This is a genomic window from Thiothrix eikelboomii (assembly GCF_900167255.1).
Taxonomy (GTDB): domain Bacteria; phylum Pseudomonadota; class Gammaproteobacteria; order Thiotrichales; family Thiotrichaceae; genus Thiolinea; species Thiolinea eikelboomii.
In genome coordinates, this window is sequence record NZ_FUYB01000004.1 from 98,049 (window position 1) to 123,375 (window position 25,327).

Consider the following 25,327-nt stretch of genomic DNA (forward strand, 5'->3'; position numbering starts at 1 on the left):
TCTCTACTCATCACAACTGATGATAGTCTAGAGTATAGCCGTGGTTTCGATAAGTTTGGTAACGTTTGCGACCAGCGACCAAAATAGTTTCTTCCTGATCAAGTACTTCCGCCATGCGCTCAAAGCGCTCAAAGAAGCTAGGCGTCTCATTCGACAGGTTAATCAACAATTCACAAGGTTCAGGTGGTTCGCTATCGTGCCCAATCAATACCTTTAGGCCTCGCTCAGTACTCGGTGCAAGGGCGTGCGGTATAAAGCTTAAGTCGCTATAAGTCCAAAGTAGTTCATCTAAGCGAGTGCTGGTGCTGAACTGATCGGTATGGATATAAACCTGCAGGCCTTGGGCGAGTGCTTTTTCCACCAATTTACAGGCTAGTAGTAGCCTAGCCTGTAAGTGCTGGGATGAGCCCACATAGAAGGCGATACGAGTCAATTATTGTGCTCGATTAATCAGCCATTGGCAGAGCAAAGGAACAGGACGGCCTGTAGAGCCTTTAGCCGCTCCACTTTTCCATGCAGTACCCGCAATGTCTAAATGCACCCAAGGATAGCTTTCAGTAAAGTGGGCTAGGAAACAAGCAGCAGTAATCGTCCCCGCAGGCGGGCCACCAATATTAGCCATATCGGCAAAATTACTTTTCAGTTGATCTTGGTATTTTTCACCCATTGGTAATCGCCAAGCCTCATCATTGGCTTGCTTACCTGCTGCGAGCACCTCATCGGCTAAGGCATCATTATTACTTAAGAGGCCGGAAATATGATGGCCTAAAGCGGTGATACAAGCACCGGTGAGAGTCGCAATGTCAATCACAGCACTGGGTTGATAGCGCTCGACATAAGTTAAAGCATCACAGAGGACTAAGCGGCCTTCCGCATCGGTATTGAGGATTTCGATGGTTTTGCCTGCCATGCTGGTGACAATATCACCGGGTTTACTGGCATTACCACTAGGCATATTTTCAGCGGCTGCTAAGACACCAATCACATTCAACGGCAATTGCATCGCGACACAAGCACTGAGTGTGCCTAAGACACTGGCCGCACCGGTCATATCGAATTTCATTTCATCCATTGCCGCCCCGGGCTTGAGGGAAATCCCCCCCGTATCAAAGGTAATGCCTTTGCCCACGAGGACAACAGGTGCTGCCTCTGCTGGTCCGCCTTTATAGTGCAGGATAATCATTTTGCCCGGTTCTTCACTGCCTTTAGAGACCGAAAGAAAAGAACCCATTCCTAATTCAGCCATATGGTCTTCTTCAAGCACACTGACTTCTAGATTGGCTTGGGAATGACCTAGTGTTAAGGCTGTTTTGGCTAAATAAGTGGGGGTACAGGTATTACCAGGGCTATTAGCTAAATCACGACAGAGCTTCATTCCCTCCGCAATTGCTGCCCCTTGTTGGGTGGCAAGTGCTAACTGGGTTTTACCACGGTGAGCTAGGGTCCATTGCTCTAGGCTCGGTGCGGGCAGCTCATCTTTATTGCTTTTGAACTCATTAAAACTATAAAAAGTATCAGCGACCGCAATGACTGACTGGCGAACGGCATTATTCGCTAGCGCTTGGCTGGCTTCATCCGTAAGAAAAGAAATAACCTGTTTAACTTTAGTGGTTTTGAGCGAATTCGCAGCACAGTAGCTGGCTTGTGTGAGGCTATCTACGGTCAGCTTATCACGCTCACCTAAACCGACTAACAGCACTCGCTTAGCCGTTACACCGGGTAGCTGATACAAAATACTAAAGCGGTTTTTATCACCGCTGAAATCACCTAAGTCCAAATGTTGAGTGATCATGCCAGAAGATGCAGTATCTAATTGTGCAGCGGCATGGGACAGCTCATTGGCTTTATACACACCGACTACCACGCAATCAGCCTCTGCTTGGGCGGCATGGGCATTAGCCTGAAATTGATAAATCATGACGAATCCTACGGTTTTTTTTGGAGTTAATACGCTATAGAAAAATCTGAACTAGTATAACGCTAAACTTACTTAAAAAGTGTAATGCAAATGGTCAGGCAAGATCTAATCTCAAGCTCTAATCTAGGGTGAATCAGGCATAGAACCGCTGCAATCGGTAGTCGTCCAAGCTATCAATGGGTATGAATCAGATGAGTACGAGAGAAACGATCATGCCAAGTCAATTTTTGGGGATCAAAAATCGCCATCCAGAAACCAACTCCTAACGCGAGCCAACTAAATAGAGCACCTACATACCGAAAAAAAGCCTGTGGCCAGAGAAAGGGCGAGCCATCATCGGTCACTACTTTAATGTTCCAAGCCCGCATCCCCAAAGTCTGACCGCCATGTGTCCAAAACCAGCCAAATAGAAAAAAAGCAATCACCAAATCCAGTAGAAATAACAGATTAGACAGGCGTGAGCCGGGGTGTAGCTCAATCCCACCCACCTGAGCGACGATGGTTGCAAGGATACCGCCAATAATTGCCGTAGTAACACCGATCAGTAAAGTGTCATACAAGACCGCTGCCATGCGACGGGGAAAACTAACCACTTTATTCGAAACACTCATCCGCGAATTCTCAAGCTCAAAACCAAAGATCGGCCTCACTTTAGACGCTTCAATCCTCTCAAGCAAGCCTGCCTACTAGCCTCTTTATAAGGGCAACCAGCGGACAATCCACGGTAGCATCAAGGCATTGGCTAAGGCAGACAATGCCATTGATAGCCCTGCAAAAGCCCCCATCTGAGCAGATATTTGAAAAGCCCGTGATGTCCCCACCCCATGTGCCGTCACACCTAAGGCCACCCCCATCACTCGAGGATCTTCGATTTTAAGCCAGCTTAATAAGCTTGGACCAAAAACAGCGCCAATAATGCCGGTTGATACCACTAAGGCGGCTGTCAGTGAGGGCAAACCGCCTATATGTTCAGCAATACTCATTGCTACGGGTGAGGTGACCGATTTAGGTGCTAATGAGAACATGGTTGATGTAGAAGCACCTAAAGCTTTACTGATATAAATCGCAGTGACTGCACCGACCAAGACACCCACGACTAAGGCAATCAGCAATGGCAGCAAGACTCGTTGAATCGTAGCCAGTTGCTTATATAAGGGGATGGCTAAAGCTACCGTTGCGGGGCCTAATAAAAAATGTACAAATTGCGCCCCATCAAAATAATCTTTGTAAGCAGTATTAGTCAGCAGCAATAGACTGATCAAGGCAAGCACTGCTAAAGCGACAGGATTGGCTAAGGGTGAGGCATGGCAGCCTAAATAAACACGATAAGCTAACACATAAGCCAATAATGTCGCGGTTAAACCTAACAAAGGTGAAGTGGAGAGGTAAACCCAAATGGCTAAGAATTCATTCGTTTGCATCGTTTGACTCAGCAGGTTCAGTTTTAGGTTTAAACAGCCTCATTAAACCCTGCATAGTCAAAGCAATCACGGCCATACTGATGAGAGTACTGGCGATTAAAGTCACTAGAATTGGCAGCCATTCTTGGGTGAGTGCATCAAAATACAGCATTAAGCCTACCCCTGCCGGAATAAACAACAACGATAAATGGCTCAGCAAAGCGGTTGAAGCGGCTTCTAAGGCCAGCGGCACCCGCTTATAAACAACGAGAGTGATGAATAAAAAGCTCATCCCAACGACCGGTCCTGGGATCGGTAAGTTAAAGCTGCGGACTAAAACCTCCCCCAGCAGTTGATAGATTAAGAGTACCGTGATTCCATTTAAAAAGGGCATCTTGCCACCCTCCAGCCATAAAAATGGCAGCTTGCCTGATCAAGCCAGTGTCTGCAATGCAACTAAGCGTTAGGCTGAGTGTGACCTAGAAAAAAATCACAGGTTCTGCATGACCTTTGCACATGATTGATGCAGAATCAGCGCCTTCAATTGCAAGGACTAGCTTCAACTATGAGTCGCCTATTGCGTTCCGGTGCGATCATCAGCGCCATGACGATGATTTCACGAATTTTAGGTTTAATTCGTGATATGGTGGTTGCGCGTTATTTTCCCGTGGATGGCGCAACAGATGCTTTCTTTGTTGCCTTTAAAATTCCGAATTTATTACGCCGCTTTTTTGCCGAGGGCGCTTTTGCTTTAGCGTTTGTCCCAATTTTATCTGAGTATAAAGAAAAGCAGAGCCGAGCCGCTTTGCGTGATTTAATTGATTATGTTGCAGGGACACTCGGTTTAATTCTGCTGTTGATAAGCGCCATCGGTATGATGGCAGCCCCCTTTTTAGTGGAGGTATTTGCACCCGGCTTTAGTCAGCAGGCCGAGGCTCGCCCTGAGTTAGCCGCTGAAATGTTGCGGATTACTTTCCCTTATATTTTGTTTATCTCACTAGCGGGGTTAGTCGGTGGGATTTTGAATACCTTTGGTAAATTTGCAATTCCGGCTTTAACCCCAGCACTCTTGAATGTGGTGATGATTGCTTTTGCGATTTGGGGGCCGCCCTATTTTGATGAGCCTATTATGGCGCTGGCTTGGGGGGTGTTTGTAGCGGGGCTGGTGCAGTTTTTGTTTCAAATTCCTAGCCTCATGCGGCTTGGGCTGTTACCACGCTTTAAAGTACGCAGAGCACATGAGGGGGTGAAGCGCGTGATGCGTCTGATGCTACCCGCTTTGTTCGGCTCATCGGTTGCACAATTAAATCTGGTGATTAATACAATTATTGCTTCATTTTTGGCGGTGGGGAGTATTTCATGGTTGTATTACTCTGATCGCTTTGTTGAGCTACCGTTGGCGATTTTTGGAGTGGCTTTAGGTACGGTGATTTTACCTAAATTGTCCAGTGATCATGCTAAGGCCGATGCTCAGCAATTTCGTAGCACGATGGATTGGGCATTGCGTTTAGCCCTATTAATTTCAATTCCCGCGACTTTAGGGTTGATGTTGCTGGCTGAGCCAATTCTGGCAGCCGTCATGATGTATGGTGAGTTCAAATGGAGCGATGTGGAAATGTCGGCTTTGAGCTTAATGACCTATGCGTTTGGTTTACCCGCTTTCATTTTAGTCAAAGTGTTAGCCCCCGGCTTTTATTCACGGCAAGATACTAAAACACCTGTAAAGATTGGGATTATTTCGATCTTTGCCAATATGCTATTGAATTTACTGATTGTTTTGCCTTGGTATTATGCTGGATGGGTGGGAGCACATGCAGGCTTAGCCCTAGCCACTGCGCTGGCAGCTTATGTCAATGCGGGTTTATTATTCCGTATTTTATATAAAGAAGGGATCTTTGCTGCCCAAGGGGGATGGCTGAAGCATCTTGCGCGGATTGCCTTGGCTTCAGTGGTTATGTGTGGGTTGGTGTGGCTAGTTTCACCCCAAGCGGGGTGGTGGCAAACGGCGACGAGTGCGGGGCGTTTAAGTGTTTTAGCGGGTTTAATTGCCTTATCTGTAGTTAGCTATTTTATTAGTTTGCGGTTAACTGGCGTATCATTTAAACAAATGCTAGGACGCTAGATGCTAACGGTGAGCCTATCGAGGGTTTGGAAAATCAGTGCTCTAAAATAATTTCAGCTTAAGTAGCGCAATCAATATTAAAAATTAGGAGAAAGTCTATGAAAAAACTCGGTGTAGTGATCGCTACTTTGCTAGCGGTGGGTGCTGCTGCTTGGTTAGGCGGTAGTTGGTGGGTCGGTAAGGAAACCGAACGGATAGTTCGTGCACAAATTGAGCAAGCGAATCAGCACAGTGCAGGGCGAGGGGTCAGTCAAGAATTAGTGAGTTATGATCGCTCGCTGCTAGGGGCTAAGGCGGTAACACGCATGAGCGTCACCGATCCCTTACTGGCATCGTGGCTGGATCAGGCTCAATTTAGCCATCAGATTAAACATGGCCCGCTACTCTTAGCCGATGGCGTGAGCTTCGGGGTTTCGCATTGGTCGACTCGCTTAGATATGGCTAGTTTGCCGACAGCATCAAAAACTTTTGTCGAGCAAGCTTTTGCGGGTAAAGAGCCGTTTACGGCTGAAACTAAGATTGGTTTTGATAAAATCATTCATACCACCGCTAATTTTAGCCCGATGGATGCGCGCTTAGAGGCGGATGGCACGACTCTGAAATGGGCAGGTGCAAATTTTACAGGCGATATTTCTGCAACAGAAAAGTCTGGACCTTTTAGCTTTAAAGCGAATAAGTTTGAACTGCGTGATGCTAATGCCAGTTTCACGCTGCCCAGTCTGGATATACAAGGGCGGATGGGGCCTGTAGCTGGAGGCTTAGAAAACTTCACGATGAAACTACCCACTCTTTCCATGTTGGTGGCTGGAGAAACACAGCCTATCACTATGGATCTGAGTGTGGACTCCGTGCTCAGTGAGCAAAACGGGGCGGTGCAAGGCAAGGCTTCTTTCCAGATCGCAAATATTCAAGGTAACAATCAGCAGGGCGTAGCTATTCCGGTGAAGCAAGTCGATGTCAAAGTCGATTATGCAGGTTTTAAATTAGAAGGTTTGAAAGAAATCCAAGCACTCCAAGCTAAATTGCAAGCTTTGCAAGAGCAGATGCAAGTAGATGAAGCCGCTACCGAATTACCCGAAGGTCAAAAGCAACAACAGCAATTAGCCCAACAGGCTCAACAGTTGACTGAAGAATTATTAGATCTAGTCTTGAATAAAGTCTTGCAAGCGGGGCTATCGAAACTGCGCTATGACCTCAGCCTAAGTTTGGATAAGGGTAAAGTGACCGGCTTGGCCGATTTGACATATGTAGGCAGTCAACAACCGCTTAAGCTGAATGATTTAATGCTCTATGGCCCACAAGATTGGGGGCGTTTAGTGACAGGGAGTATCGACTTGAGCGCGGATAAAGCCGCTTTACCCGCCGATGTAAGTTTGTTAATGGGGTATGCACTCGAGCAAAAAGCGATTCTAGAAGCCAATAATCAATATACCCTGCAACTTAAATTATTGGGTGAAACAGCCGAACTCAATGGGAGTCCGATTGGATTCGCCGAATTGCCGTCTAAGTTTTTCCCGCAAATGCCGAGTTTAAGTGAAGAGGCTAGTTTAGGGTTACCGCCCGATTTGATGCAGCAGATTGAAGAGCAGGGCATCACGCCTGAAATTATGCAGCAATTAGAAGAAAGCGATGATGTGCCGAAAGAGACTTTAGAAATGCTTAAACAGCTCCAGCAAATGAATAGTCAAGTTCAATAAAGGGTAAGGGTTTTGAAAGCTAATCTAGATCACCTGTTTATTCAGGCTATTCCCTTTTTGTTTGTGTTTTTATGGAGTACGGGATTTATTGGTGCTAAGTATGCTTTGCCCTTTATTGAGCCTTTTTATTTGCTGTTTATTCGTATGCTATGGACGATAGCGGTATTTTTACTGCTATGCGGCATTTTGCGGGTGCAATGGCCAACTTGGCAGCAGGCTGGGCATCAAATGGTGACGGGCTTATTATTGCATGGCTGCTATTTAGGTGGAGTTTTTGCTGCCATTAAATGGGGGATGCCAGCGGGAATCAGTGCAATTGTGGTGGGTATTCAACCGCTGTTAACCGCTTTAGTTGGCTGGCGCTTATTTGGTGAAAATTTATTACCCCGCCAATGGCTCGGTCTTGCTTTAGGTCTATTTGGGGTTAGTGTCGTGGTCTTAACGACCCGTGATTATGATCAGACGGCTTTAACACTGCCTGCTTTAGTGGCGATTATTATTGCTTTATTTGCGATTTCGATGGGGACTATTTACCAAAAGCGTTTTGGGGGCGGTGTCAATTTAGTGGCGGGTTCATTGTGGCAATATGTGAGTACGGCGCTGTTGATGGGGATATTGGCCTATAGCTTTGAAACCCGAGTAGTGGTTTGGGATCTACAGTTAATTCTTGCCTTAGCTTGGTTGGTCTTAGGTTTGTCGGTCACGGCAATTTTATTGCTGATGTATATGATTCGTGAGGGTGAGGCGGCTAAAGTTGCGAGTTATTTCTATTTAGTACCGGCAGCGACGAGTATTGAAGCTTGGTTATTATTTGATGAATCTTTGCCGCTGCTAGCCGTGGCTGCGATGGGGTTGACAGTGGCGGGAGTGTATTTGGTTGTCAAAAAATCTTAAACGCGGCTATGCTTAAGCCTATTCAGTTTTAGGATTGAGCTTATGTCGCCACGTCATCATTTTATCAGTTGCCAAGATCTCGAAATTCATTATGTGGAATGGGGTGAACCGACCGCCCCAGTGGTGATTTGTTGGCATGGTTTAACCCGCACTGGGCGTGATTTTGATGAATTAGCTGCCGTTTTAGCTAAGCGCTATCGAGTCATCTGCCCCGATACACCAGGGCGCGGTTTATCACAATGGAGTGACCAGCCATTGCAGCATTATATCGTGCCGTTTTACGCGCAGATTGCACTAGATTTAGCCGATCAATTAGGGATTGAGCAATTTAATTGGGTCGGGACTTCAATGGGTGGCCTGATTGGTATGGTGGTGGCCGCATTGGCTCCTAACCGTGTGCAACAGCTCGTTTTGAATGACGTCGGCCCTGAAGTGCCTGTTGCTGCGGTGGAGCGGATCCGCAGTTATGCAGGCGCACAACCGAGTTTCAATACTATCAGCGAATTAGAGGCTTGGTTGCGGCAGGTTTATCTGTCTTTTGGGGAGAATAGCCCGGCTTTCTGGCGACGGATGGCGATGACTTCTTCGCGCCGGACTGAGCAAGGAAAAATTACTCTGCATTATGATGTGCGTTTAGTTGAGCCATTTAAAAATTATACGGGTGAAGAAACACTATGGCCGTTCTGGGCGCAAATTATCTGCCCGACTTTAGTGATTCGTGGTGAGTTATCTGATTTATTATCCGCTGAGCAAGTCGAGCAAATGCTGGCGCGTAAACCAGAGGCGAATGCGCAAGCGGTGACTTTTGTTAAGGTCGGGCATGCGCCAACTTTAACAACGCCGGAGCAGATTGAAGTGGTGCGGGGGTTTTTGGGGTAAGGGTCTGGCAGAACGACACGGCAGAAATTCAGCAAGTTTTAAACTAATCCACTGCTAAGGCGTGATTTTTATTCATAGCTTGCTACGGCCATTCATTGGAAAAACAGGTTTCTCGTGCTGAATTGATTCGGCGTGCCATCGCCGAGTATTTGCAACGCTATGCTTCGCCTATCGAAGATAAGGCTTTTGGTTTGTGGGCGCAGCGGGGCGAAGATGGTTTGGTCTACCAAGAACGCTTGCGTGGGGAATGGGATTGATGAAAGCCCTGTTTGATACCAATATCTTGATCGACTACCTGAATGGAATCGAGGCTGCCAAAGACGAAATCAACCGTTTAGGATTTTGTTATCAGCTTCTCGCAAGCCGCTAAATTGAGTTGGACAAAATCATCCCACGATATGATAGCTTGATAATGAGTTGTGTATTGTTCATCGACTCGGCAAATGCTAGGACAGGTGTCGTCAATACGGCATAATTTGCTGCTGTCATCGTAGTTTTTACTATTAATGAGTGAGGCGTTTTAATGTTAGCCCAAGTTCTGCCCAATTTAGCACTCACTGAAACTGAATATTTAGCCCAAGAACACACTGCTAAAGAGCGCCATGAATATGTGGGTGGGCAGGTATTCGCGATGGCGGGGGCGAGTAAAAATCATAATGAAATTGCTTTGAATCTGGCTTTGGCATTGCGTAATTTAAGTAAAGGTTCTAGCTGTCGCGTGTTCATGTCGGATATGAAATTGCGCATCAGTCAGCGTAATAGCTATTACTATCCCGATGTTTTGTTAACTTGTGAGCCTAATCAAGAAGACAGTGAGTACTTTGTTGATCGGCCTTGCTTAGTGATTGAGGTCGTGTCTAAGTCCACTGAATGGAAGGATTTTTACGAAAAATTGTTGGCTTATCAGTCTTTAAGTTCAGTGCAAAATTACTGGGTGGTGGCACAAGATCGTTATGAAGTGACTTGCTTTTATCGTGATCAGCAAGGTGAGTGGTGGGTGAAAACTTATACAGACTTAGAGCAAACGCTAGCGGTGGACTGTTTGCAGTCAGTTTTGAGTTTGACGGAAATCTATGCGGGTCTGTCTTGGACTTAAGTTTGCAATCGAGCAGTTCATGATCCATTGTAAGAATTATTACAATCCATGAGATTCTATAATCGTGAAGCTGAACAGCAGCAATTGCAGTTGTGGTCACAACAAGCGGCGGCTGGAAAGTCTAGCCTGACTTTAATGGTCGGGCGGCGACGGGTTGGCAAAACTGCTTTATTAGCCCAGACCTATCAAGGCTCAGCGCTGTATTTATTTGTGTCACGTAAAGCTGAGCCGTTGTTGTGTGAGGAGTTCACTGAGCAAATTCGTGGTCAACTCGCTATTCCAATTTTTGGGCAGCCGCGCCAATTCCGTGAAATACTAGAAATTTTATTTTAGTACGCACAAACGCAACCGTTAACTTTGATTTTGGATGAGTTTCAAGATCTGGCACGAGTGAATCCAGCAATCTTTTCCGAATTGCAACATTTGTGGGATCAGTACCGAGGGCGCTGTAAGCTGCATTTAATTTGTTGTGACTCATTATGTTTATTAATGACGCGCTTATTTCAAAATAGCAAAGAGCCTTTATTGGGTCGCGCTGATCATCGAATTAATTTGCAGCCATTAAAACCCGCTTATATTGCCGCGCTATTAAAAGATACTGGGCGTTTTTCAGCAGAAAATTTATTGACTTGGTATACCTTTAGTGGCGGTGCCTAAATATTTAGAATGGTTAGCACAAACTGATTCATAGCAGGATTTATGGCTAGCTTTGATCAATGAATTTAGCTTAGTTATTGAAGAGGGGCGTTATCGCTTAGTTGAAGAATTTGGTTTCGTTCACAATTAGCTGCAACGGGTGAGTATAATATTATATTATCGGTAGTTGTTGGGAATCGGGTAATAAAAATGAAATTGATCTGGTGGCGGTGAATGACTTGAGCAAAACAGCCTTGATTGCTGAAATTAAGCGCAACCCAGATAATTTACGTCTTAGTCAGTTAAAAACTAAGGCACAACGCTTAGAGCAGCAGCTCAAAGCTTATGATATTCAGTATCGAGGCTTCTCATTAGCCGATTTGCTATAATCTGCCCAAGCAAAACAACAAGGATTAGCATGAACTACGACGGGATCGAGACTCTAGCTTTACAAACCTATACCGAAAAAGCCTACTTGGATTATTCCATGTATGTCATTTTGGATCGGGCTTTGCCCCACTTGGGCGATGGCTTGAAACCAGTGCAACGGCGGATTGTGTATGCGATGTCGGAGCTAGGTTTATCAGCGGCCTCCAAACATAAAAAATCGGCCCGCACGGTGGGGGATGTGCTGGGTAAATATCATCCGCATGGCGATTCAGCCTGTTATGAAGCGATGGTCTTGATGGCGCAACCGTTTTCGTATCGCTACCCACTGGTGGATGGGCAAGGTAACTGGGGTTCACAGGATGATCCTAAATCCTTTGCCGCGATGCGCTATACCGAATCACGCCTGACACCCTATGCCAAAGTTTTGCTCCAGGAATTAGGGCAAGGTACCGTCGATTGGCAAGCGAATTTCGATGGCACACTCGAAGAGCCAGTGACCTTACCGGCGCGTCTACCCAATGTGCTTTTAAATGGTGCAACGGGTATTGCCGTCGGGATGGCGACCGATATTCCACCGCATAATCTGCGTGAAGTGGTGAATGCTTGTCTGTATTTATTAGATCATCCACAGGCCAGTTTGGGCGATGTATGCAAATTGATTCCTGCCCCGGATTTTCCGACAGAAGCAGAAATTATTACCCCAGCCGCTGAATTCTTAAGTCTTTATGAAAAAGGCACGGGTAGTTTCAAAATGCGGGCGCGCTATGAAATGGATGAAGGGGATTTGGTGATTACAGCCTTGCCTTATCAAGTATCTGGCTCAAAAATTTTGGAACAGATTGCCCAACAAATGCAGGCAAAAAAATTGCCACTGGTCGAAGATTTACGTGATGAATCTGATCATGAGCAACCCGTGCGCCTTATTATTGTACCGCGTTCAAACCGAGTGGATATTGAGCAACTGATGTCGCATTTATTTGCGAGCACGGATTTGGAAAAAAGCTATCGGGTTAATCTGAATATGATTGGCTTGAATGGTCGCCCTCAAGTTAAGGATTTACGCCAAATCCTCAGTGAGTGGCTGCACTATCGCCGCCAAACCGTGACGCGCCGCTTGCAATGGCGTTTGGATAAGGTTGAAAAACGTCTGCATTTATTAGCCGGTTTATTAGTTGCCTTCCTGAATTTAGATGAAGTGATTCGGATTATTCGTAGCGAAGATGATCCCAAACCTAAATTAATCAAGCGTTTTGGCCTGACTGAGATACAAGCGGATTATATTCTTGACACCAAACTGCGGCAGTTAGCGCGTTTGGAAGAAATGAAAATTCGCGGTGAGCAAGCCGATTTGGCAAAAGAACGTGAAGACATTTTAACTTTGCTAGGTTCGGAGAAAAAACTCACGAGTCTGATACGCAAAGAGTTGAAGGAGGATGCGAAGCTCTATGGTGATGAACGGCGTTCGCCTTTAGTGGAGCGTGAGGCGGCTCAAGTTTTAGATGAAACCGCCCTTACACCCGCCGAGCCGATTACCGTGGTGTTATCGAAAATGGGCTGGATTCGAGCAGCGAAAGGCCATGATATTGAGCCAGAATCTTTAAGCTATAAACAAGGCGATGGCTTTTTATCCGCTGCTTATGGCCGATCTAATCAGCAATTGGTGCTGTTGGATAGTACCGGGCGTAGCTATTCTTTGCCTGCGAATGCCTTACCCTCTGCACGTGGGCAGGGTGAACCGTTAACGGGAAAACTCAGTTTACCCACCGGGGCGCGGTTTATTTATAGCCTATTGGGCAAAGATAGCGATCAATATCTGCTGGCTTCCGCCGAGGGGTATGGCTTTATCTGCTCCTTAGCCGCCATGCAAAGCCGGAATAAAGCTGGGAAGCTGACTTTGACTGCGGGTGAACAAGTACCGATTTTACCTCCTGTGGCTTTAGCGCAGTTGGAGACCGATTGGTTGGCTTTGGTTTCAAACTCGGGTTATTTGCTGTTGATTCGGGCTGCTGAATTGCCAAGCTTAACTAAAGGTAAAGGCAATAAGTTAATCAGTTTGAAAAAAGGAGGCTTAGGGATAGCCGATGAAGCTTTGGCTTGGGTGATTCGTCTCAGTCAAGGTGAGCAGTTAGTGATTCATGTCGATAATCGTAAAAAGCCTTTAGTGTTAAAAGACGCTGATTTAGCCGATTATCGCGGTGAGCGTGCTCAACGTGGCAAGTTACTACCTAAAGGTTATCAGCAGGTAACGGCCTTAGCAACACAAGGCTCTCGGTAGTGGATACTTGCATCTCAGTTGAACTGACCTATGATTAGTTGCTAACTAAAGTATTAAATGGAGGTATGACGAAGATGATGCGAATCTTTTTATTAGCCCTCACCAACTTCGCGGTCATGACCGTGTTGTTTGTGACGATGAATGTGCTGGCAGCCTTATTCGGCATCAATATGTCGCGGGGCAGTATGACCAGTATGCTCGTGATGGCAATAGTATTTGGCTTTGGTGGCTCGTTTATTAGCCTATTAATGTCCAAATGGATGGCGAAAAAAAGTATGGGGGTGCAGTTGATTGAGCAGCCCAGCAATAATCAAGAACGTTGGCTAGTCGAAACGGTGCGCCGCCAAGCGGAAAAAGTCGGTATTGGTATGCCTGAAGTGGGGATATTTTATTCACCCGATCCGAATGCATTTGCAACGGGGGCTAATAAAAATAATGCTTTAGTGGCAGTCAGCCAAGGTCTCTTACAAAATATGACCCCCGATGAGGTCGAAGCCGTGTTAGGGCATGAGATCGGGCATATTGCGAACGGGGATATGGTCACACAAACCTTATTACAAGGGGTATTGAATACCTTTGTTTTCTTCTTTGCGCGTGTGATCGGTATGTTGATTGATGGTCTATTACGCGGGAATAATCAGGAAAACAATGGGGTGGGAGTGGGCTATTTTATTGGCTCGATGATTGCTGAAATTCTATTAGGCTTCTTGGCGACGATCATTGTCATGTGGTTCTCACGTTATCGTGAATTTCGTGCCGATGAAGCAGGTGCTGAGTTAGCAGGGCGGCAAAAAATGATTGCTGCTTTACGGCGTTTGCAACAGGCGCATGGCGTTCATGAGCTACCCGGTGAAATGGCTGCATTTGGGATTGCAGGTGGCTTAGGCTCTAGTTTTGGTAAATTGTTTATGACCCATCCTCCTTTGGAAGAACGGATTGCCGCTTTACAAAATGCCAGCTAAGCTTCGTTAATCGGGTCTATCCATTAAAGCCAAGAAAGTGAATACTTTCTTGGCTTGACTCCACCTCAATCAAAAGGTTGAATAAGTGAGGCCTGCACTGTAATTGGTGCTATCTAAATCACCGCCTACGTATTCGACTTCACCGCGTAAACCGATATTCTCAGTCAGTTTGCTTTGTACACCCCCGCCTAACAGCATATCTGTTCCATCTGCTTTGGCGATGCCATCCGTGCGTGCTTCCCATGCGAGAAAGCCGAGCTTACCAAATAAATCAATATTATCTTTAAGTGAATGAATGGCCAGTGCAGAAGCACTTAAACCCGTTGATTCAACCTTAGTTCCATCGAGCTGAGAGCGGCCACTAAAGAGATTATGATAACCCCCTTCGAGGGCAAAATTTTCTAAAGGGCGATAGCCTACAAAGGTTTTCCAAGAGAAACAGTTCAGATCCATCTTATCGCAAGCATCAGCTGAATCACCGCCTAAAATGCCAAGGCCAGCACCGACATAAAAATTGACTGAACCATCTTTATAGGTATCTTCTGTATAAGAATAGTCATAGGCGAAGACACTACCTTGCGCCAAAAGCAGAGCGAGTGCACTGCCGAGTAAATACTTTTTCATGTTTTTCCCTGTGTGGTTTTATTATGGGGTAGGGAAGGGTGTTAGGCTGGGCGGCGTAACACCCTGGGTTTTTAATCGTTATTGGGTTTGGTTTTTAGGCTGTTATAAAGTGGAGAAGGTCGCACCTACCGATACAATACCCACGTCATGATCTTCGTCAGCCATGTCTTGGCGTTTGAAGTGTTCATATTCACCGCGAATACCCCAATTATCACTTACTTTGTAATTGGCACCGACCCCGAGTAATAGACTCGTACCCTCTTTTTCAGCAATATCGGTACCCTTACCGCTCTGACCTGAGACTGTATCGGTAATTTGAGCAGTCACGGTGGCTTCCGATTTCCACATCATTGCACCCGCTTTACCAAAGACTTCAAAATTATCGACCACTGGAACACTCGCGACTGCACTAATTCCAAAGCCACTGGCTTCCCCTTCTGCACTCGGATTAGTAATGGTGTATTGGCCCTTGGTATAAGAACCTGTCATGGTTTCTTCCATCGTACCTAGGCTGTAGTAGCCGCCTTCAACTGCAAACATATCGGTCAGTTTGTAACCGCCGTAAATTTTAAAGCCAGTTGAGCTGCAGCTTTCTGTATCATCCATCATGCAGTCTGTAGTCGCTTGGCCAACACTACCACCACCATACATAGTGCCGACTTCCATACCTTCGCCCGAGCCACCTAATAGTGCGCCACCGCCTGCGAATGCACTACCTGTTGCCAGCATGATTGCTGCGAACAGAGAGAACCTAGAGATTTTTTTCATGCTAGTTAACCCCATTTCCATTTATTTTTAATTATTGGTTAATGTCTATATCAAAATAATTGATGCTAGCAATTCTCAGTGGCTTTGCAGCAATTTGCAATCTTATGCAGGCTTGAAGGCGCTATTTTCCGATGAGTGGGGAGAGCCTCGTGGACTTGAAAAAAAGCTTGTGTGCGATTAAACCGCCTGTCTGTTTTTAAGCAACTCAACAGGCCTTAATCAGTCGTGATGGTTTATTGGCAAGCGGGGCAAGTACCTGTGCCACAGGTTGGAGCGGCGGGTGTGCTGGCTGCAGAGGCTGTTTCTTTAGTGGCTAAATTCTTTTGGTTATTAGTTTTAAAGTCAGTTTCATACCAGCCACCCCCGCCTAAACGGAAAGCCGCCGCCGTAATTTTTTTGCCTAAACTGGCACTGTGGCAGTGTGGACAATCTGTTAATGGGGCATCACTCATTTTTTGCAGCGCTTCCATTTGATGGCCGCAAGAACTACATTGATAAGCATAAATAGGCATAATCAGTTTCTCCTGATAGTCAAGTGCGGCAATAATAAGGATGCTCAGTATTAAATTCAAGAAGGAAGCGAATATGCGTAAAGTATTAGTCACCGGCTGTTCTAGTGGAATTGGTTATTGTGTCGCGAAAGGTTTACGTGAGCGGGGTTATCAGGTATTTGTGACCGCTCGCAAGCCAGCGGATATTCAAAGCTTAACCGCCGAGGGCTTTAAAGTGATTCCTTTGGAGCTGGCTGATCCGCAGAGCGTCCAAGATTGTGCCTATGAGTTAATGCTGCGCACAAACAACGAGTTGTATGCCATTTTCCATAATGCTGCTTATGGTCAGGCGGGAGCTGTGGAAGATTTGAGCCGTGCTGTCTTGGAGCAACAGTTTGCGGCGAATGTATTTGGCTGGCATCAACTCACTAACTTACTCTTACCGTTGATGCGGCATCAGGGTTATGGGCGGATTATTTATAATAGTTCGCTGCTGGGGTTTGTGGCTTTGCCGTTTCGAGGGGCTTATAACGCCAGCAAGCATGCGATTGAAGGTTTAGCGGATACTCTCCGCTTAGAGTTACAAGATACGGGTATTAAGATTTGTTTGATTGAACCAGGGCCGATCGAAAGTCGCTTTCGTGCTAATGCGCTCAAATCACTTCTAGACCATGTAGATATTGAAAAAAGCGTGCACCGCGATAAATATAAGGGTGCTATCAAGCGCTTAGAAAAACAAGGCCCAGCCGCGCCTTTTACCTTGCCCCCTGAAGCCGTATTAACCAAAGTGTTGCAGGCTTTAGAGGCTAAGCGGCCTAAAGCGCGTTATCGCGTGACTTTCCCTAGCAGTTTATTTGCTGTTTGTAAGCGGGTTTTACCCACGAGTCTTTTAGATAGGTTATTGCTAGCTGTCTCCCATCAGGAAAATCAAGGAAGTGAATCATGAGCGATGTTTTAGAGTATTTATTTTTTACCAGAGCCATTGCCGACCAATTTGCTAAAGCTTTAGAGGAGCGGGGTTTGCCTTATCAAGAGGAAATTGAGGCCGTGCAAGCCGCGATTGTCTTTAAAGTTCCCGAAGAGGCGGCTATAAATGCTTGGGATGCCTTGGATGATTTATATGATGAACTCGCTATCGCGGATCAAGCTTTATTAGAGGTAAGTGTAGAGGACGAAATGGCTGGGAGTGCCGCCGGTATTTATCTGCAACTAGCGAATGGCCAACAGACTATTGCTCAGGTCGATCCTGATGTGGTAAATCGTATTCTCTCCGTTTTGAGTCTCAAAGAGTTTAATCAGTTCGTTGATACGCTCGTTAAAAGTGTTGAGCAGCCGGATGAATCAGCGATTTGTCAGCGCAGATAAAATCGTTATTTATTTTTTGATCAATATCTACTGTTATTCATTAAAAAAATCGTAATCGAAGGCCGACTATTTTCTGAACTTAAGCTGAAACCCTGATCTATATAATAATTAGCGTGGGATTTATGGCTGGCCAGAGGAGAGTAGGTATGGCTACGGGTATCGCAGTAAATATCGGTGTCAATTTTATTGATGCTAAGCATTACGGTTCAGATGGTGCTTTAAAGGGCTGTGTCAATGATGCTAAAGCGATGCATGAACTCGCTTTAGGACAGGGGTTTAAAGGGCAGTTACTCCTCAATACAGAAGCTAATCGTACTCAGGTGATCCGAGCGATCAATCAAGCAGCTACGAGTTTGCAAGCAGGTGATTTATTTTTTATCTCTTATTCTGGACATGGCAGCCGCGTACCGGATAGCCACCGTGATGAAGATGACGGTATGGATGAGAGTTGGTGTTTGTATGATGCGCAATTAATAGATGATGAGCTGAATGCATTTTGGTCACGCTTTAAAGCGGGTGTGCGTATTCTGGTTGTTTCCGATAGTTGCCATAGCGGAACGATCACTAAACCCGGTGAGCCTGAACCTGTTTATACACAACAAATACCTCGATTTTTACCCTTGGAGCAAATGCAAAAGGCTTGGAAAGATAATGAGGCTTTTTATCAAGATTTGACGAGTGCTCTACCGCGTGCTGCTCCTGAGGTCAAAGCCAGTGTACGGTTGTTATCGGGTTGTCAGGATAACCAATATTCTTATGATGGCGATCAAAATGGCGCTTTTACCACGCAGTTATTGCAAGTGTGGAATGGTGGGCGTTTCCAAGGTAATTATCAACAGTTCCACAAAAAAATTCTCATGCGGATGCCTGCGATTCAATCACCGAATCATTCAGTGATTGGTGCAAGTGATCCACAGTTTGACCAGCAAACTCCTTTTGAAATCTAGTTTGGGTTTCTTAAATTAGCCAAGGATTGGCAGATACTCTTGATAGTTGATGCTTAACTTATCTATTTAGGCTGGGTGGTTTTATGGGCGAAAACACCGCAGGCGGAACAGGCTATGATTTTTTTATCTCCTTTGCAGATGATGCGAAGGAGTGGGTTTATGGTGTTTTAGTACCTAAATTAGGGCGTACTGGCAAGCGTTTTGCTTTAGAAGCTCAGACCTTAAATGGTCAGTTATGGCTGAAAAATCTACAAGATAATATTGAAAATAGTCGAACTATACTTCTTATTTTATCCCCTCAATATCTGACAAGTGAGCGTAAAGATCTCATCAAGCAGATGGCTTTGCTCAAAGTTACCGAGCAACGTCAATGGCAAGTTATTCCTATTTTGCTCAAATCCGTTGAGCGTGAATTAGTCTTGCGTTTGATTGATGGCATTGATCTAACTAAAGGTTATGAGCATGAAGAGCGGCTTGATGCTCTGCTAGCCAGTGGTGAACCGACTCCTGAAGAAGAGGAGGATTTAGCCATTCCACCTTATCCCGGTATGGTTACGTTTAAAGAAGAAGATGCGAGTCGATTTTTTGGGCGTGAAGATGAAATTGATCAATATGCCAAAGCTTTGCGTGATCAACATTTATTAGTGCTCACCGGTGCTTCAGGTTGCGGTAAATCATCGTTAGCACGGGCAGGTATTATTCCGCAGCTAAAAGCCAAGCATCAATTTTTAGTGAAGTCGTTTCGGCCGAGTGATGCAAGTTTAGCGATTTGGTTAGCTGAATTAGAGCGTTTATTAGCAATTAGTCTTGAATCAGTTCAAACTTTTTTATGGCAAGAGCAAGCTCAGGCGCACAGTTTCCTAGTATTGATTGATCAATTTGAAGAGTTATTTGCGGTCGAGAATACCGAGCGATCTTCTTTCGCTTTAAGTGAAAAAGCGAGCAAGTTATTAAGTGTTTTAGCGAAGTTAAGACAACGGCTTCCTGAGTTCTATTTATTAGTGACTGTACGTGCTGAGTTTTTTCCACAGCTCGCTTTATGTCAGACCTATATTGATTTTGATAAATATTTACAACGAGTTAATGCATTAGGGCGAGAAGGTTTAAGTGCCGCAATTACTAAGCCCGCCTTGAAAAAACGTGTATTTATTGATGAGCGTCTAGTCGAGCGCTTAGTGAATGATGCAGGCAATGATCCCGGTATTTTGCCCTTTGTTCAAGAAACTCTACGCGATTTATGGGAGAAGCGTTACGAGCGCTATATTGGCCTAGAGGCTTATGAAAATTTAGGTGGTCAGAATGTATCTGGGTTAAGAGGATCTATTACCAATAAGGCTGAGGCTGCATATAAAAAATTACCCTCTGATGAGCATAGAAAAATTGCCAAACGTATTTTTATTCGTTTAATTCAATTCAATGAAGATAAGCCAGATACCAGAAGACGACAAACTGTATCTGCCTTAAAGGTTATTGATGAATCAAGCCTTCTTTTTGAAGAAACATTACGCCATTTATCTTCCGAAAATTATAGATTATTGACTATTCATGATGATGAGTATCAAAAAGAAATAAAAGTTGATATTGTGCATGAAATTCTAATTCGGGCTTGGGTTACACTCAAAAATTGGATAGCTTCTTTAAAGGAAATTGAACAGTCTTATAGATATTTAAGTTTTCAAAGTGAAAAATGGGAAGGTGATTTTAAAGGTAAAGCTGGTCTTTTAAGTGTTCAGCAAATAAGGCTTTTGAGGCCAAAATGGAAATTAATTAAAGAGTATGGAGTTAGTGATAAAGTTGAAAGATACTGGCAAGCTAGTATTGACTATAATAAATACTTAACTTATAAGGAAGTCATTAAATATTTTTCTGTTGTTATTATATTCTCTATTTTGACTTATACTGGTTGGATTATTTATGGTTTTTATATAAAGAATTCAGTCTTACTTGCTTTAGATCAAGTGAAGATCCATGGAGGTATTCTGCCAATAGTAGTTGAAACTGAAACTAATAATGAAATAACAAATATACAAAAAAGTATAAAATTGAATGAATTCATGATCCATAAATATGAAGTGAATAAAGGATCTGTTTGTAAGTGCATAAAGGTTTTAGAGTGTAAATTAGGTGATGTAAATAATATCTGCAATGACAAAGAGTATAATTTACCCATGAATAATATAAATCTAGCTGATGCTCAAAATTTTTGTGAATGGTTAGGCATGCGATTGCCATTAGAAATTGAATGGGAAATGGCAGCAAAAAATATAGATTCATCTATTTTATTAAATAAAGTTAATTCAAATATTATTGAGGTCAATAATGAGTATATTGATAGAACAAAAGATAACATATATGGCTTATATGGTAATGTAAGTGAATGGACTCTCTCTGAATATCAAGAAGATGCTTTTTACAGTAAGCGCTATTGGCATAAATCGAGTGATATAGATAGTGTGACAGTTAAAGGGACGAGTGCTAAGTATTCAGAAGTTAAAAACTATTTTTATAGAGTGGATTTGATGCCAGAAGTACTTGATAACTATGTTGGTTTTCGTTGTGTAAGTAATTTACCTCCAGAAGAAATTTTGTCTCATATCGAATAAAAGGGGTTTGTGATGATTAATCAATTTCCTATGATTCCTGTCTTTAATGAAAGAAAGCATATAAAAGATGGTTTTTTCTCTTGTGAGAGTATTGTAGAGAATAAAGGAAATAGTGTTTTTAGCTTGGAGCTAATTGGAACTGAAAAATTAATTGATGACTATATCAATAATCTCATAATTATCGATATTAAACTATCCTATATTGAGGATAAGGTTTTCGATAGGTTGATTGAAAGCAAAAAATTAAAAGAATCAACCTCCTTTGAGGAGAATGTCTTATCATACAAATGTCAAGGGTTGGATGTGGATTCTAGTAAATTTAGTGAGCTTTTAGGGAAGGCGTACTTAAATGATGATGGAAACTATTTTCATGAAAATATTTTGAATATAAATTTAATTTTGCTAAAAGAAAGTGTAGATTGGAATTTCTTTTATTTTGAAATAGATCCACCAATAAATAAAGGAAATACGCATGCTTACAAGCAAAAATTTTCTAATGGAAGAGGGTATATAGATATGGATATTAGTGGAGGTCAGTGTTGTTTATCTGTCAACTCAACTACCTATGGCTATTTTACTAAAAGTAATGATTGTAGGCCAATAGAATGGGGTGCGTCGTCTAATGAATTTCAAAGAGCTAATATTTCTTCAAATAAAGATGGATCAAACTATACGATTTCTGGAGGATGGCAACGAATCGCTCAATAGCAGTAACGAGTAATAATAAAATGATTAAGAATCATGGGTTAGTCATCGGTATCTCCGCCTATCAACATATCAAACCCCTATCCGCTAGTGTCACTAATGATGCCAACAGCATTCATGCCTTAATCACCAGCGGTAGTTTGGGTTTATATGATCCTGCCCATATTCAGCTCTTAACCGATGCTGAGGCGACAGGTTCTGCGATTCGTGCGGCTTTAAATAAATTAGCCGCTGAATGTTTAACGGATAGTACCGTGTTGATCTATTTCTCCGGTCATGGTGCTCAGTTATTAGCTGGGGATCAGGCCGGAGCTTATCTCTTACCGGTCGATGTGCGTTATGGCTCAGACGAAGAGCTAGCAAGCACAGCTATTTCGGGTAAAGAGTTTAGTGCAGCTTTACGGCAATTAAGATCACGCCGGGTGTTAGTAATATTTGATTGTTGCCATTCGGGAGGTATTGGTGAAACTAAGAATCTAGTCGATACCGAGTTAAAAGCAGGTCTACCGGATTATTATTATAAAGATCTATCTAAAGGCTGGGGACGAGTGATTATCGCTTCCTCACACCAAAATGAAGTTTCTTATGTGTATCAGGAGGATAAAAATAGCCTATTTACCAAGCATTTATTGGATGGTTTACAAGGCAAGGCTTTAGTTACAGGGCAGTATGTACGGGTGTTTGATTTATTCTCTTATCTACAACCGAAAGTCACAGCCGAACAGCCAAACCAAAATCCCTTGATTAAAGCCGAGCTTGAAGAGAATTTTCCAGTTGCTTTGGTCGCTAATCTACCCGCACCACCACTGCCTAAAGCACCAAATGATGATTATAAATATGATCTATTTTTAAGTTATCGGCACATTGATCCTGATCAGCAATGGGTTAAAAAGCAATTAGTGCCTGCTTTAACTAATGCGGGTCTAAGCGTTTGTTTTGATGGTGATTATAAATGCTTTCGTGCAGGTGAGCCGATTATTAAGTCGATGGAAAAAGCCGTCGTCAATAGCCGTTATACGGTTGCTATTTTTACTCCCGAGTATGAGGAAAGTGGTTTTACTGAATTGGAAAATTTAATGGCTCAACATTTAGAAACAGAAGCCAGTCAGGTCGTAGGTAAAAATAAACGCTTGATCGGTGTTTTATATCGTGATTGTGATATGCAAACCTTATCCTTACGTCTAAGGTATAAGCGTTTTATTAATATGCTTGATCCGGCTGAGTTTACTACAGGGATTGAGCAATTGGTTTATGAATGTCGTCATCCTATAGACTAACTAAGTAGAGTTGGGGAGATTAAGATGGACAAAAAGATATTTTTCGACTGTGTACGCGCTTATCCATCGAATGGTAAATTAAGCAAACGTCAAGTCTTGGGTATGGAAGTGATTCTTAGTGAGTGGCAACAGCGTGAGCTACAGGATACTCGCTGGCTCGCATATATTTTAGCAACAGCCTATCATGAAACCGCTTTTACGATGGAGCCAATTGATGAGTATGGGCAAGGGCAGGGGCGAGAATACGGTTTACCCGACCTTGAAACAGGTCAGGTTTATTATGGGCGTGGTTTTGTACAAGTGACTTGGAAGGCGAATTATCTGCGTTTTAGTGAATTACTCGGTATTGACTTACTCAATCAGCCTGAACTGGCGTTAGAGCAAGGCGTCGCAACGAGTATCCTCTTTGAGGGGATGATTCAGGGCTTATTTACGGGTAAGGCTTTACGCCATTATTTTCGTGAGGAAAGTGATTGGTATAATGCCCGCCGGATTGTGAATCGTTTAGATCGTGCTGAGTCAATCGCTCGTTATGCACGTGCTTTCTGGTATGCGCTTTTGATGGCTGAAGGTAAAGTTGAGCAGGCCTTACTCGTTCCTAAAAACCCCGAGCCAACGAGTGCCGAGGGTTTAGCGCTTGAGATTGAAGAACTCGCTCGCCAGTTTGGAGCGAAAACTTAACTTTTAGTACTTAAGCGCTGCTTAGGTTCGCGAGGCTTGATAGTAGCGCTTGAATAAAGCGATAATTTGCTCTACTTCCTGTGCAGAGACGCCTAAGTGTAAGACGCAACGCATCCACGGTTGCTGCCAGCCAATGCGTACCCCCTGTTCAGCCATGAACTGCTGTAAAGGGGCATGGTCTGCAGGTCGTGGTTTAATAAAAAACATATTCGTCTGTAAACGTTCTTGATCGACTTCTAACTCAGGTAGCTCAGCTAAAGCCTCAGCGATCTGGCGGGTATGTTCATGATCTTCTGCTAAACGCTCGATATTATGGTCGAGGGCATACAAGCCAGCGGCGGCCAGCATTCCGGTTTGACGCATACCACCCCCTAGAATTTTGCGTTGGCGCTTCGCATAGCGAATGAATTTCTCTGAGCCAACTAACACTGAACCTGCGGGTGTTCCTAAGCCTTTAGATAAGCAAATCGAAACTGAATCCATCGGGGCAGCGAGTTCGGCGGCTGCGCGCTGTTGTTTGACGACCGCATTAAAAAAACGTGCGCCATCTAGATGCACACTCAAGCCGTGGGCATGGGCGGCCTCTGCTAATGCGGTCAAATGCGCTTGATCTTGCACACAACCCGCCACCGTATTTTCTAAGGCGAGCAATTTGCTAATCGGGTCATGAATATCATCAGGCTTGATCGCTGCTAGTAGATCGGCGATTTGAATTTGCCCGAGTTTACTGGTGGGCAAAGGGTGCATGGCGATGCCACCAAGTACCGAAGCGCCACGTGCTTCATGCAAAAAGGTGTGATATTTCTCACCCACGATCACTTCTTCGCCGCGTTGGCAATGGCAGAGGAGGGCAGCTAAATTGCTTTGTGTGCCACTAGGGAAAAAGAGCGCCGCTTCTTTTTGCAATAAGTTGGCTAAGCGCTGTTCTAAAGCTTTAACAGTCGGGTCTTCTTCATACACATCATCGCCAAGCGGAGCTTCGATCATCGCTTGTTTCATGGCAGCGGTGGGTTGGGTCACGGTATCACTACGCAGGTCGATCATGCGCTTAGGCAAACCCTGAGTATTCGGATCAACTTTTGGACTTGCGGCATATTGACTCATTGAACGGCTTCCGGTGGAATTGAATAAGTACCCACTGCATGGGCAACAGGCTCAGAGCTGCCAGCCGAATAAATGTAAACCTCCCCCACGACTAAGCGCTTGCCCAGTTTAAGCAGTTTACATTCACCCACCAAATCAGTATGAGCAGCCGGTTTATTGAGGAAATTGATCGAAAGCTGCGTGGTGACTGCCAAAGCAACAGGCCCCAGTTTATGCAGAATCGCTATATAAATCGCAACATCGGCTACGAACATTTGTGTCGGCCCTGAAACAGTACCGCCGGGGCGCAAATGGCTAGTATCAATAGGCTGACGTACCCGACAGGTTTGCTCGCCTACTGCTTCGATTACTAGATTAGTTTGCGGAAACTCTTGAGCAATGAAGGCACGAATTGCAGCTAAATCCATAGACATCCTTTGAGCAGCTTAAGACAGCTAAGCCTAAGGCCTAACTATCTTGGATCATGCCAAAGGGCGCTTAGCAATGCAATTGA

At 44.3% G+C, this 25,327-nt stretch carries 28 protein-coding genes; 18 read left to right on the forward strand and 10 right to left on the reverse strand.

The genetic code is table 11. The features are described from left to right. Positions 1-10 precede the first annotated feature (10 nt). The 5 genes from B5D50_RS06245 to B5D50_RS06265 form a co-directional block, all read right to left on the reverse strand. Positions 11-433, reverse strand: coding sequence for a DNA polymerase III subunit chi (locus B5D50_RS06245; RefSeq protein ID WP_078921727.1), 423 nt, complete (start codon positions 431-433; stop codon positions 11-13). Continuing rightward, a complete protein-coding gene (locus tag B5D50_RS06250; protein WP_078921728.1) occupies positions 434-1,918 on the reverse strand; it encodes a leucyl aminopeptidase in 1,485 nt (494 codons plus the stop codon). A 173-nt stretch (positions 1,919-2,091) separates the two neighbouring features. Beyond that, complete coding sequence (locus B5D50_RS06255) at positions 2,092-2,568, reverse strand: RDD family protein (protein ID WP_234975814.1); 477 nt, start codon at positions 2,566-2,568, stop codon at positions 2,092-2,094. A gap of 45 nt (positions 2,569-2,613) precedes the next feature. Next, entirely contained in the window at positions 2,614-3,339 is a 726-nt protein-coding gene (locus tag B5D50_RS06260; protein WP_078921730.1) for an LrgB family protein, read from the reverse strand. After that, positions 3,326-3,712, reverse strand: coding sequence for a CidA/LrgA family protein (locus B5D50_RS06265; protein WP_078921731.1), 387 nt, complete (start codon positions 3,710-3,712; stop codon positions 3,326-3,328). The genes B5D50_RS06260 and B5D50_RS06265 overlap by 14 nt, the downstream gene beginning before the upstream one ends. Before the next feature lie 171 nt (positions 3,713-3,883). Here B5D50_RS06265 and murJ point away from each other — a divergent pair, with 171 nt between their 5' ends. From murJ to htpX, 11 genes are all read left to right on the forward strand, one after another. Further along, positions 3,884-5,440 carry a murein biosynthesis integral membrane protein MurJ gene (gene murJ / locus B5D50_RS06270; protein WP_078921894.1) on the forward strand — a complete coding sequence of 519 codons (1,557 nt, stop codon included), beginning with the start codon at positions 3,884-3,886 and terminating at the stop codon, positions 5,438-5,440. 98 nt (positions 5,441-5,538) lie between these two features. Beyond that, a complete protein-coding gene (locus tag B5D50_RS06275; protein WP_078921732.1) occupies positions 5,539-7,137 on the forward strand; it encodes a DUF945 family protein in 1,599 nt (532 codons plus the stop codon). A 12-nt stretch (positions 7,138-7,149) separates the two neighbouring features. After that, the gene (locus B5D50_RS06280; RefSeq protein ID WP_078921733.1) at positions 7,150-8,031 is read left to right on the forward strand and encodes a DMT family transporter; all 882 of its coding nucleotides are present in this window, start codon (positions 7,150-7,152) and stop codon (positions 8,029-8,031) included. 42 nt (positions 8,032-8,073) lie between these two features. Continuing rightward, positions 8,074-8,910, forward strand: coding sequence for an alpha/beta fold hydrolase (locus B5D50_RS06285; protein WP_078921734.1), 837 nt, complete (start codon positions 8,074-8,076; stop codon positions 8,908-8,910). Positions 8,911-9,005: 95 nt separating this feature from the next. Further along, positions 9,006-9,167: a ribbon-helix-helix protein, CopG family gene (locus tag B5D50_RS06290; RefSeq protein WP_200807042.1), complete on the forward strand. Its 162-nt coding sequence runs from the start codon at positions 9,006-9,008 to the stop codon at positions 9,165-9,167. Positions 9,168-9,433: 266 nt separating this feature from the next. After that, positions 9,434-10,006, forward strand: coding sequence for a Uma2 family endonuclease (locus B5D50_RS06295; RefSeq protein ID WP_078921736.1), 573 nt, complete (start codon positions 9,434-9,436; stop codon positions 10,004-10,006). 48 nt (positions 10,007-10,054) lie between these two features. Then, positions 10,055-10,339 (forward strand): ATP-binding protein, encoded by a 285-nt coding sequence (locus B5D50_RS06300; protein WP_078921737.1) that lies wholly within the window; start codon positions 10,055-10,057, stop codon positions 10,337-10,339. Positions 10,340-10,396: 57 nt separating this feature from the next. Further along, entirely contained in the window at positions 10,397-10,663 is a 267-nt protein-coding gene (locus B5D50_RS06305) for an ATP-binding protein (protein WP_159448588.1), read from the forward strand. Between the two features lie 218 nt (positions 10,664-10,881). Further along, positions 10,882-11,031 carry a hypothetical protein gene (locus B5D50_RS20050; protein WP_234975815.1) on the forward strand — a complete coding sequence of 50 codons (150 nt, stop codon included), beginning with the start codon at positions 10,882-10,884 and terminating at the stop codon, positions 11,029-11,031. Between the two features lie 29 nt (positions 11,032-11,060). Next, a complete protein-coding gene (parC, locus tag B5D50_RS06310) occupies positions 11,061-13,307 on the forward strand; it encodes a DNA topoisomerase IV subunit A (RefSeq protein ID WP_078921739.1) in 2,247 nt (748 codons plus the stop codon). A gap of 74 nt (positions 13,308-13,381) precedes the next feature. Beyond that, positions 13,382-14,269 carry a protease HtpX gene (htpX, locus tag B5D50_RS06315; protein WP_200807043.1) on the forward strand — a complete coding sequence of 296 codons (888 nt, stop codon included), beginning with the start codon at positions 13,382-13,384 and terminating at the stop codon, positions 14,267-14,269. 69 nt (positions 14,270-14,338) lie between these two features. Here the strand turns inward: htpX and B5D50_RS06320 are convergent, their stop codons facing one another. The 3 genes from B5D50_RS06320 to B5D50_RS06330 all read right to left on the reverse strand — a co-directional run bounded on the left by B5D50_RS06320 (position 14,339) and on the right by B5D50_RS06330 (position 16,173). Beyond that, positions 14,339-14,893, reverse strand: coding sequence for an outer membrane beta-barrel protein (locus B5D50_RS06320; RefSeq protein ID WP_078921740.1), 555 nt, complete (start codon positions 14,891-14,893; stop codon positions 14,339-14,341). A gap of 102 nt (positions 14,894-14,995) precedes the next feature. After that, positions 14,996-15,661 (reverse strand): outer membrane beta-barrel protein, encoded by a 666-nt coding sequence (locus B5D50_RS06325; protein WP_159448589.1) that lies wholly within the window; start codon positions 15,659-15,661, stop codon positions 14,996-14,998. A gap of 233 nt (positions 15,662-15,894) precedes the next feature. Continuing rightward, positions 15,895-16,173 carry an FmdB family zinc ribbon protein gene (locus B5D50_RS06330; protein WP_078921742.1) on the reverse strand — a complete coding sequence of 93 codons (279 nt, stop codon included), beginning with the start codon at positions 16,171-16,173 and terminating at the stop codon, positions 15,895-15,897. A 73-nt stretch (positions 16,174-16,246) separates the two neighbouring features. On the opposite strand from B5D50_RS06330, the gene B5D50_RS06335 reads away from it, so the two are divergent. The 7 genes from B5D50_RS06335 to B5D50_RS06365 all read left to right on the forward strand — a co-directional run bounded on the left by B5D50_RS06335 (position 16,247) and on the right by B5D50_RS06365 (position 23,730). Further along, positions 16,247-17,098 carry an SDR family NAD(P)-dependent oxidoreductase gene (locus tag B5D50_RS06335; RefSeq protein ID WP_078921743.1) on the forward strand — a complete coding sequence of 284 codons (852 nt, stop codon included), beginning with the start codon at positions 16,247-16,249 and terminating at the stop codon, positions 17,096-17,098. Continuing rightward, on the forward strand, positions 17,095-17,517 hold the full coding sequence (locus B5D50_RS06340; protein ID WP_078921744.1) for a hypothetical protein: 423 nt from the start codon (positions 17,095-17,097) through the stop codon (positions 17,515-17,517). Before B5D50_RS06335 ends, B5D50_RS06340 begins: the two co-directional genes overlap by 4 nt. Before the next feature lie 146 nt (positions 17,518-17,663). After that, a complete protein-coding gene (locus B5D50_RS06345) occupies positions 17,664-18,464 on the forward strand; it encodes a caspase family protein (protein ID WP_143594275.1) in 801 nt (266 codons plus the stop codon). An 83-nt stretch (positions 18,465-18,547) separates the two neighbouring features. Beyond that, positions 18,548-21,067 (forward strand): nSTAND1 domain-containing NTPase, encoded by a 2,520-nt coding sequence (locus tag B5D50_RS06350; RefSeq protein ID WP_078921746.1) that lies wholly within the window; start codon positions 18,548-18,550, stop codon positions 21,065-21,067. 12 nt (positions 21,068-21,079) lie between these two features. Further along, positions 21,080-21,775 carry a hypothetical protein gene (locus tag B5D50_RS06355; RefSeq protein ID WP_078921747.1) on the forward strand — a complete coding sequence of 232 codons (696 nt, stop codon included), beginning with the start codon at positions 21,080-21,082 and terminating at the stop codon, positions 21,773-21,775. Between the two features lie 20 nt (positions 21,776-21,795). Continuing rightward, positions 21,796-23,049, forward strand: a complete 1,254-nt coding sequence (locus B5D50_RS06360; RefSeq protein ID WP_159448590.1) for a caspase family protein — start codon at positions 21,796-21,798, stop codon at positions 23,047-23,049. 24 nt (positions 23,050-23,073) lie between these two features. Beyond that, positions 23,074-23,730 carry a glycoside hydrolase family 19 protein gene (locus B5D50_RS06365; protein ID WP_143594276.1) on the forward strand — a complete coding sequence of 219 codons (657 nt, stop codon included), beginning with the start codon at positions 23,074-23,076 and terminating at the stop codon, positions 23,728-23,730. A gap of 21 nt (positions 23,731-23,751) precedes the next feature. Here the strand turns inward: B5D50_RS06365 and ltaE are convergent, their stop codons facing one another. Beyond that, on the reverse strand, positions 23,752-24,834 hold the full coding sequence (gene ltaE / locus B5D50_RS06370; RefSeq protein ID WP_078921749.1) for a low-specificity L-threonine aldolase: 1,083 nt from the start codon (positions 24,832-24,834) through the stop codon (positions 23,752-23,754). Beyond that, a complete protein-coding gene (locus B5D50_RS06375) occupies positions 24,831-25,241 on the reverse strand; it encodes a PaaI family thioesterase (RefSeq protein WP_200807044.1) in 411 nt (136 codons plus the stop codon). Before B5D50_RS06375 ends, ltaE begins: the two co-directional genes overlap by 4 nt. Positions 25,242-25,327 lie beyond the last annotated feature (86 nt).

Bases quoted from the DNA above. Each gene is read 5' to 3' on its own strand.
- B5D50_RS06375 (WP_200807044.1), bottom strand. From the start codon at position 25,241: ATGGATTTAGCTGCAATTCGTGCCTTCATTGCTCAAGAGTTTCCGCAA.
- B5D50_RS06335 (WP_078921743.1), top strand. From the start codon at position 16,247: ATGCGTAAAGTATTAGTCACCGGCTGTTCTAGTGGAATTGGTTATTGT.
- B5D50_RS06250 (WP_078921728.1), bottom strand. From the start codon at position 1,918: ATGATTTATCAATTTCAGGCTAATGCCCATGCCGCCCAAGCAGAGGCT.
- B5D50_RS06330 (WP_078921742.1), bottom strand. From the start codon at position 16,173: ATGCCTATTTATGCTTATCAATGTAGTTCTTGCGGCCATCAAATGGAA.
- B5D50_RS06350 (WP_078921746.1), top strand. From the start codon at position 18,548: ATGGGCGAAAACACCGCAGGCGGAACAGGCTATGATTTTTTTATCTCC.
- B5D50_RS06275 (WP_078921732.1), top strand. From the start codon at position 5,539: ATGAAAAAACTCGGTGTAGTGATCGCTACTTTGCTAGCGGTGGGTGCT.
- B5D50_RS06360 (WP_159448590.1), top strand. From the start codon at position 21,796: ATGATTAAGAATCATGGGTTAGTCATCGGTATCTCCGCCTATCAACAT.
- ltaE (WP_078921749.1), bottom strand. From the start codon at position 24,834: ATGAGTCAATATGCCGCAAGTCCAAAAGTTGATCCGAATACTCAGGGT.
- murJ (WP_078921894.1), top strand. From the start codon at position 3,884: ATGAGTCGCCTATTGCGTTCCGGTGCGATCATCAGCGCCATGACGATG.
- B5D50_RS06300 (WP_078921737.1), top strand. From the start codon at position 10,055: ATGAGATTCTATAATCGTGAAGCTGAACAGCAGCAATTGCAGTTGTGG.
- B5D50_RS06285 (WP_078921734.1), top strand. From the start codon at position 8,074: ATGTCGCCACGTCATCATTTTATCAGTTGCCAAGATCTCGAAATTCAT.
- B5D50_RS06325 (WP_159448589.1), bottom strand. From the start codon at position 15,661: ATGAAAAAAATCTCTAGGTTCTCTCTGTTCGCAGCAATCATGCTGGCA.
- B5D50_RS06355 (WP_078921747.1), top strand. From the start codon at position 21,080: ATGATTAATCAATTTCCTATGATTCCTGTCTTTAATGAAAGAAAGCAT.
- B5D50_RS06320 (WP_078921740.1), bottom strand. From the start codon at position 14,893: ATGAAAAAGTATTTACTCGGCAGTGCACTCGCTCTGCTTTTGGCGCAA.
- B5D50_RS06295 (WP_078921736.1), top strand. From the start codon at position 9,434: ATGTTAGCCCAAGTTCTGCCCAATTTAGCACTCACTGAAACTGAATAT.
- htpX (WP_200807043.1), top strand. From the start codon at position 13,382: ATGATGCGAATCTTTTTATTAGCCCTCACCAACTTCGCGGTCATGACC.
- B5D50_RS06265 (WP_078921731.1), bottom strand. From the start codon at position 3,712: ATGCCCTTTTTAAATGGAATCACGGTACTCTTAATCTATCAACTGCTG.
- B5D50_RS06340 (WP_078921744.1), top strand. From the start codon at position 17,095: ATGAGCGATGTTTTAGAGTATTTATTTTTTACCAGAGCCATTGCCGAC.
- B5D50_RS06365 (WP_143594276.1), top strand. From the start codon at position 23,074: ATGGACAAAAAGATATTTTTCGACTGTGTACGCGCTTATCCATCGAAT.
- B5D50_RS06260 (WP_078921730.1), bottom strand. From the start codon at position 3,339: ATGCAAACGAATGAATTCTTAGCCATTTGGGTTTACCTCTCCACTTCA.
- B5D50_RS06345 (WP_143594275.1), top strand. From the start codon at position 17,664: ATGGCTACGGGTATCGCAGTAAATATCGGTGTCAATTTTATTGATGCT.
- parC (WP_078921739.1), top strand. From the start codon at position 11,061: ATGAACTACGACGGGATCGAGACTCTAGCTTTACAAACCTATACCGAA.